At 54.6% G+C, this 5,761-nt stretch carries 3 tRNA genes and 3 rRNA genes; all 6 read right to left on the bottom strand.

The features are described 5' to 3' along the window. Window positions 1-2: 2 nt before the first annotated feature. Window positions 3-79 (bottom strand) — tRNA-Met (locus ABLE38_RS21180). A gap of 172 nt (window positions 80-251) precedes the next feature. Then, window positions 252-366, bottom strand: a 5S ribosomal RNA gene (gene rrf, locus ABLE38_RS21185). 120 nt (window positions 367-486) lie between these two features. Beyond that, window positions 487-3,276 (bottom strand): 23S ribosomal RNA (locus tag ABLE38_RS21190). A 491-nt stretch (window positions 3,277-3,767) separates the two neighbouring features. Continuing rightward, window positions 3,768-3,843 (bottom strand) — tRNA-Ala (locus ABLE38_RS21195). Window positions 3,844-3,850: 7 nt separating this feature from the next. Beyond that, a tRNA-Ile gene (locus ABLE38_RS21200) sits at window positions 3,851-3,927 on the bottom strand. 204 nt (window positions 3,928-4,131) lie between these two features. Next, window positions 4,132-5,618 (bottom strand): 16S ribosomal RNA (locus ABLE38_RS21205). The 16S, 23S and 5S rRNA genes sit together here with 3 tRNA genes alongside, the layout of an rRNA operon. Window positions 5,619-5,761 lie beyond the last annotated feature (143 nt).

The raw sequence follows: 5,761 nt of genomic DNA on the forward strand, positions 1-5,761 counted from the left end.
GTTGGTTGCGGGAGTAGGATTTGAACCTACGACCTTCAGGTTATGAGCCTGACGAGCTACCGGGCTGCTCCATCCCGCGACAACCGACGAAGTTGGGATCAGGATCGGAAGGCGAAGCCTTCCGCAAGGCCGAATGGCCGTCGCGCCTTATTGGCGCGTTAGCCAAGGTCGCGGATGCGACCGCCGGCGCCTGAGGCCAACGACAAAGTGAATGGGTTTATGAACCGTATCTTGCGCACACCGGCTTCAATGCCTGGCGACGACCTACTCTTCCATCGCTTAAGCGATAGTACCATCGGCGCTGTCTGGTTTCACGGCCGAGTTCGAGATGGGATCGGGTGGGTCACAGACGCTATAGCCACCAAGCAATGAAGCCGGTGTGCGCAAGAAGGGTTTTCAAATCGTGCAACCTGCAAGGTCTGGATGAACATCCGACCAACGCGCTGCTGGGCTCTGGGCCCAGGGCTGTCGTTGATGGTGGGACTCATCAAGTGCGAATAGGACAATTAGGACCGGTTAGCTCCACACGTTACCGCGCTTCCACATCCGGCCTATCAAGGTCGTGGTCTTCGACCGTCCTAAGAAATCTTATCTCGAGGGAGGCTTCCCGCTTAGATGCTTTCAGCGGTTATCCCGTCCATACATAGCTACCCAGCTGCGCTCTTGGCAGAACGACTGGTACACCAGAGGTATGTTCAACCCGGTCCTCTCGTACTAGGGTCAACTCCTCTCAAATTTCGACGCCCACGGCAGATAGGGACCAAACTGTCTCGCGACGTTCTGAACCCAGCTCACGTACCACTTTAATTGGCGAACAGCCAAACCCTTGGGACCTGCTCCAGCCCCAGGATGTGATGAGCCGACATCGAGGTGCCAAACAACCCCGTCGATATGAGCTCTTGGGGGTTATCAGCCTGTTATCCCCGGCGTACCTTTTATCCGTTGAGCGATGGCCCTTCCACGAGGGACCACCGGATCACTATGACCGACTTTCGTCTCTGCTCGACTTGTCAGTCTCGCAGTCAGGCTGGCTTATGCCATTGCACTCTAACAGCCGGTTTCCAACCGGCCTGAGCCAACCTTCGCGCGCCTCCGTTACTCTTTAGGAGGCGACCGCCCCAGTCAAACTACCCGCCACAGAGGGTCCCAGAACCGGATAACGGTTCGTGGTTAGACAGTAGAAAACAACAGGGTGGTATTTCACCTAAGGCTCCACATCAGCTGGCGCCAATGCTTCAAAGCCTCCCACCTATGCTACACAGTTATTTTCCACTGCCACTCTGAAGCTGCAGTAAAGGTGCACGGGGTCTTTCCGTCTAACCGCGGGTACTCCGCATCTTCACGGAGAATTCAATTTCGCTGAGCATGTCCTGGAGACAGTGGGGAAGTCGTTACGCCATTCGTGCAGGTCGGAACTTACCCGACAAGGAATTTCGCTACCTTAGGACCGTTATAGTTACGGCCGCCGTTTACCTGGGCTTCATTTCGGAGCTTGCACCCCTCCACTTAACCTTCAGGCACCGGGCAGGCGTCAGGCCCTATACGTCGTCTTGAAGCCGACTTAGCAGAGCCCTGTGTTTTTGCTAAACAGTCGCTACCCCCTGGCCTGTGCCCCCTCAACCTGCTTGCGCAAGATGAGGGCCTCCTTCTTCCGAAGGTACGGAGGCAATTTGCCGAGTTCCTTCAGGACACTTCTCTCAAGCGCCTTGGTATACTCTACCTGACCACCTGTGTCGGTTTCGGGTACGGTCTATACGGTGGGGCTATTTCCCGGGACAGCTTCGAAGCATGCTCAATCCGTTAAGAGCATACAACACACACCATCCGTCACACACCACCAGGCCCACGAATATTAACGTGGTTCCCATCGACTACCCCCTTCGGGCTCGTCTTAGGGGCCGGCTCACCCTGCGCGGATTAGCCTTGCGCAGGAACCCTTGGTCTTTCGGCGAAAGGGCATCTCACCCTTTTTATCGCTACTCATGTCTGCATTCGCACTTCCGATACCTCCACGACCCATTACCAGATCGCTTCACAGGCTTACGGAACGCTCCGCTACCGCGTGGATAAATCCACACCCTAAGCTTCGGTGCACGTCTTGAGCCCCGTTACATCTTCGCCGCAGGAACCCTTATTTAGACCAGTGAGCTGTTACGCTTTCTTTAAAGGATGGCTGCTTCTAAGCCAACCTCCTGGTTGTTTTGGGATTCCCACATGCTTTCCCACTTAGACGTGACTTGGGGACCTTAGCTGTAGGTCAGGGCTGTTTCCCTTTTGACGACGGACCTTAGCACCCGCCGTCTGTCTCCCGGATATCACTCCTAGGTATTCGGAGTTTGGTTAGAATTGGTAGATCTCGCGACCCCCGCATCCATCCAGTGCTCTACCCCCTAGGGTGTCCATCCGAGGCACTACCTCAATAGTTTTCGCGGAGAACCAGCTATTTCCCGGCTTGATTGGCCTTTCACCCCTAAACACAACTCATCCGGTAACTTTTCAACGTTAATCGGTTCGGACCTCCAGTGGGTGTTACCCCACCTTCATCCTGGTCATGCCTAGATCGCCGGGTTTCGGGTCTAATACACCAAACTCATTCGCCCTATTCAGACTCGCTTTCGCTGCGCCTACACCTATCGGCTTAAGCTTGCTTGGTACATTAAGTCACAGACCCATTATGCAAGAGGTACGCTGTCACTCCACAAGAGAGCTCCAACTGCTTGTAGGCAATCCGTTTCAGGTACTGTTTCACTCCCCTCATCGGGGTGCTTTTCACCTTTCCCTCACGGTACTAGTTCGCTATCGGTCGCATACGAGTATTTAGGCTTAGAGGGTGGTCCCCCTATATTCAGACAGGATTACACGTGTCCCGCCCTACTCAAGTCCTGATACATCACTTTCGCATACGGGGCTGTCACCCGCTATGGCGTATCTTTCCAGATACTTCTGCTAGTTGAATATCAGGCACTGGCCTGGTCCGCGTTCGCTCGCCACTACTAACGGAATCTCGGTTGATGTCTTTTCCTCCGGTTACTGAGATGTTTCAGTTCGCCGGGTTCGCTTCACGAAGCCTATTTTATTCAGCTAAGTGATACCTTTTTCCAATTACCCCGATCGTCATTGCTGGCGGTCGAGATAATCGGATTAGGTGGGTTTCCCCATTCGGAAATCGTCGGGTCAAAGGTTGCTCACACCTCACCGACGCTTATCGCAGCGTGCCACGTCCTTCATCGCCTGTATGCGCCAAGGCATCCACGAATTGCCCTTACCTCACACTTGAGAGTCCACACCACCAACGACAACACTGGATCAGTCTTTCGACTGACACGAAACTCGGCAGAGCAGTGAAGCGCAGTTTTACCAGGCTCCATCAAAGTAACACTTTGATGGAAACCCTCTTGGTGTGGATGTTCATTTCTCAGCCTTGTTGGAAGCTTCCCATCTTGGCGGTCAACCAGATGGAAAATAATGCTTCCGATTTGTTCCGGCGCTCGCTCCCTCGATGATCCGAAGACCATCGCTGAAACCAACGCCGTCACGGCATCGATTTGAAAAACCCATTCACAATGTCAAAAAGCTCGCGGCCTGAGCCGCAATACTGCTCCGTAGAGCAGATCTCGTGTCTTCATCATTCGGATGTTTGGCTAGTGCAATCCGCACGCTGCGCCGTCAGTCGCAGCAAAGCTGCGCCTTGGGGCGCGCTATGCAGCGCTGGCCGCCCTGGCGGTCGTGCGATTTAGCTTCGCTAAATCGTCTCGTCCGCTGCGGGATGGTGGAGCCTATCGGGATCGAACCGATGACCTGATGCTTGCAAAGCAACCGCTCTCCCAGCTGAGCTAAGGCCCCGCGCAGATGGTGGGCCGAGTAGGAGTTGAACCTACGACCTCACGCTTATCAGGCGTGCGCTCTAACCACCTGAGCTACCGGCCCATCTGCCATACCCGAACCAGCCATAAAGGCCGCGGGCGGCGTGAGCCAGCTCAGGCTAACCAGCCACCTGATTGCTCAGGCGGCTGATATCCGATGATGAAGGGACATGAGGACGGCGGCTATGTTCTTTGGAATGGAAGAAGCTCTTCCAGCGGCGCGGACCCGAGGGTCGAGGCCACCGGCGCTTTCTGCCGATATCCTTAGAAAGGAGGTGATCCAGCCGCAGGTTCCCCTACGGCTACCTTGTTACGACTTCACCCCAGTCGCTAAACCCACCGTGGTCGCCTGCCTCTCTTGCGAGTTAGCGCAACGCCTTCGGGTGAATCCAACTCCCATGGTGTGACGGGCGGTGTGTACAAGGCCTGGGAACGTATTCACCGCGGCATGCTGATCCGCGATTACTAGCGATTCCGCCTTCATGCACTCGAGTTGCAGAGTACAATCCGAACTGAGACAACTTTTGGAGATTAGCTCACCCTCGCGGGATTGCTGCCCACTGTAGTTGCCATTGTAGCACGTGTGTAGCCCAGCGCGTAAGGGCCATGAGGACTTGACGTCATCCCCACCTTCCTCCGGCTTATCACCGGCGGTTCCTTTAGAGTACCCAACTAAATGATGGTAACTAAAGGCGAGGGTTGCGCTCGTTGCGGGACTTAACCCAACATCTCACGACACGAGCTGACGACAGCCATGCAGCACCTGTGTTCCAGTCCCCGAAGGGAAGAGATCCATCTCTGGAAATCGTCCGGACATGTCAAACGCTGGTAAGGTTCTGCGCGTTGCTTCGAATTAAACCACATGCTCCACCGCTTGTGCAGGCCCCCGTCAATTCCTTTGAGTTTTAATCTTGCGACCGTACTCCCCAGGCGGATAACTTAATGCGTTAGCTGCGCCACCCAAGCACCAAGTGCCCGGACAGCTAGTTATCATCGTTTACGGCGTGGACTACCAGGGTATCTAATCCTGTTTGCTCCCCACGCTTTCGCACCTCAGCGTCAATACCAGTCCAGTGAGCCGCCTTCGCCACTGGTGTTCTTCCGAATATCTACGAATTTCACCTCTACACTCGGAATTCCACTCACCTCTCCTGGATTCAAGCGATGCAGTCTCAAAGGCAGTTCTGGAGTTGAGCTCCAGGCTTTCACCTCTGACTTACAAAGCCGCCTACGTGCGCTTTACGCCCAGTAATTCCGAACAACGCTAGCTCCCTCCGTATTACCGCGGCTGCTGGCACGGAGTTAGCCGGAGCTTATTCTCCCGGTACTGTCATTATCATCCCGGGTAAAAGAGCTTTACAACCCTAAGGCCTTCATCACTCACGCGGCATTGCTGGATCAGGCTTTCGCCCATTGTCCAATATTCCCCACTGCTGCCTCCCGTAGGAGTCTGGGCCGTGTCTCAGTCCCAGTGTGGCTGATCATCCTCTCAGACCAGCTAAGGATCGTCGCCTTGGTGGGCCTTTACCCCACCAACTAGCTAATCCTACGCGGGCTCATCTTCAGGCGATAAATCTTTGGTCTTGCGACATCATCCGGTATTAGCACCCCTTTCGAGGAGTTATTCCGAACCTAAAGGTAGATTCCCACGCGTTACGCACCCGTGCGCCACTAGATCCGAAGATCTCGTTCGACTTGCATGTGTTAGGCATGCCGCCAGCGTTCGTTCTGAGCCAGGATCAAACTCTCAAGTTTGATGTTCCACCACATCACAGCCGGAATGTGCCGTGATGCAGCAGCTCATTTCTAGGAGCCGTTCCTGCACAAATTCTTCACGTATGGAAACGTGTAGGACATGCTTGAACCCAACCGAAAAGACCGAAGCCCAATCAGCTAAG

Origin of the sequence: Sphingomonas sp. KR3-1 (assembly GCF_040049295.1) — a bacterium.
Lineage (GTDB): Bacteria > Pseudomonadota > Alphaproteobacteria > Sphingomonadales > Sphingomonadaceae > Sphingomonas.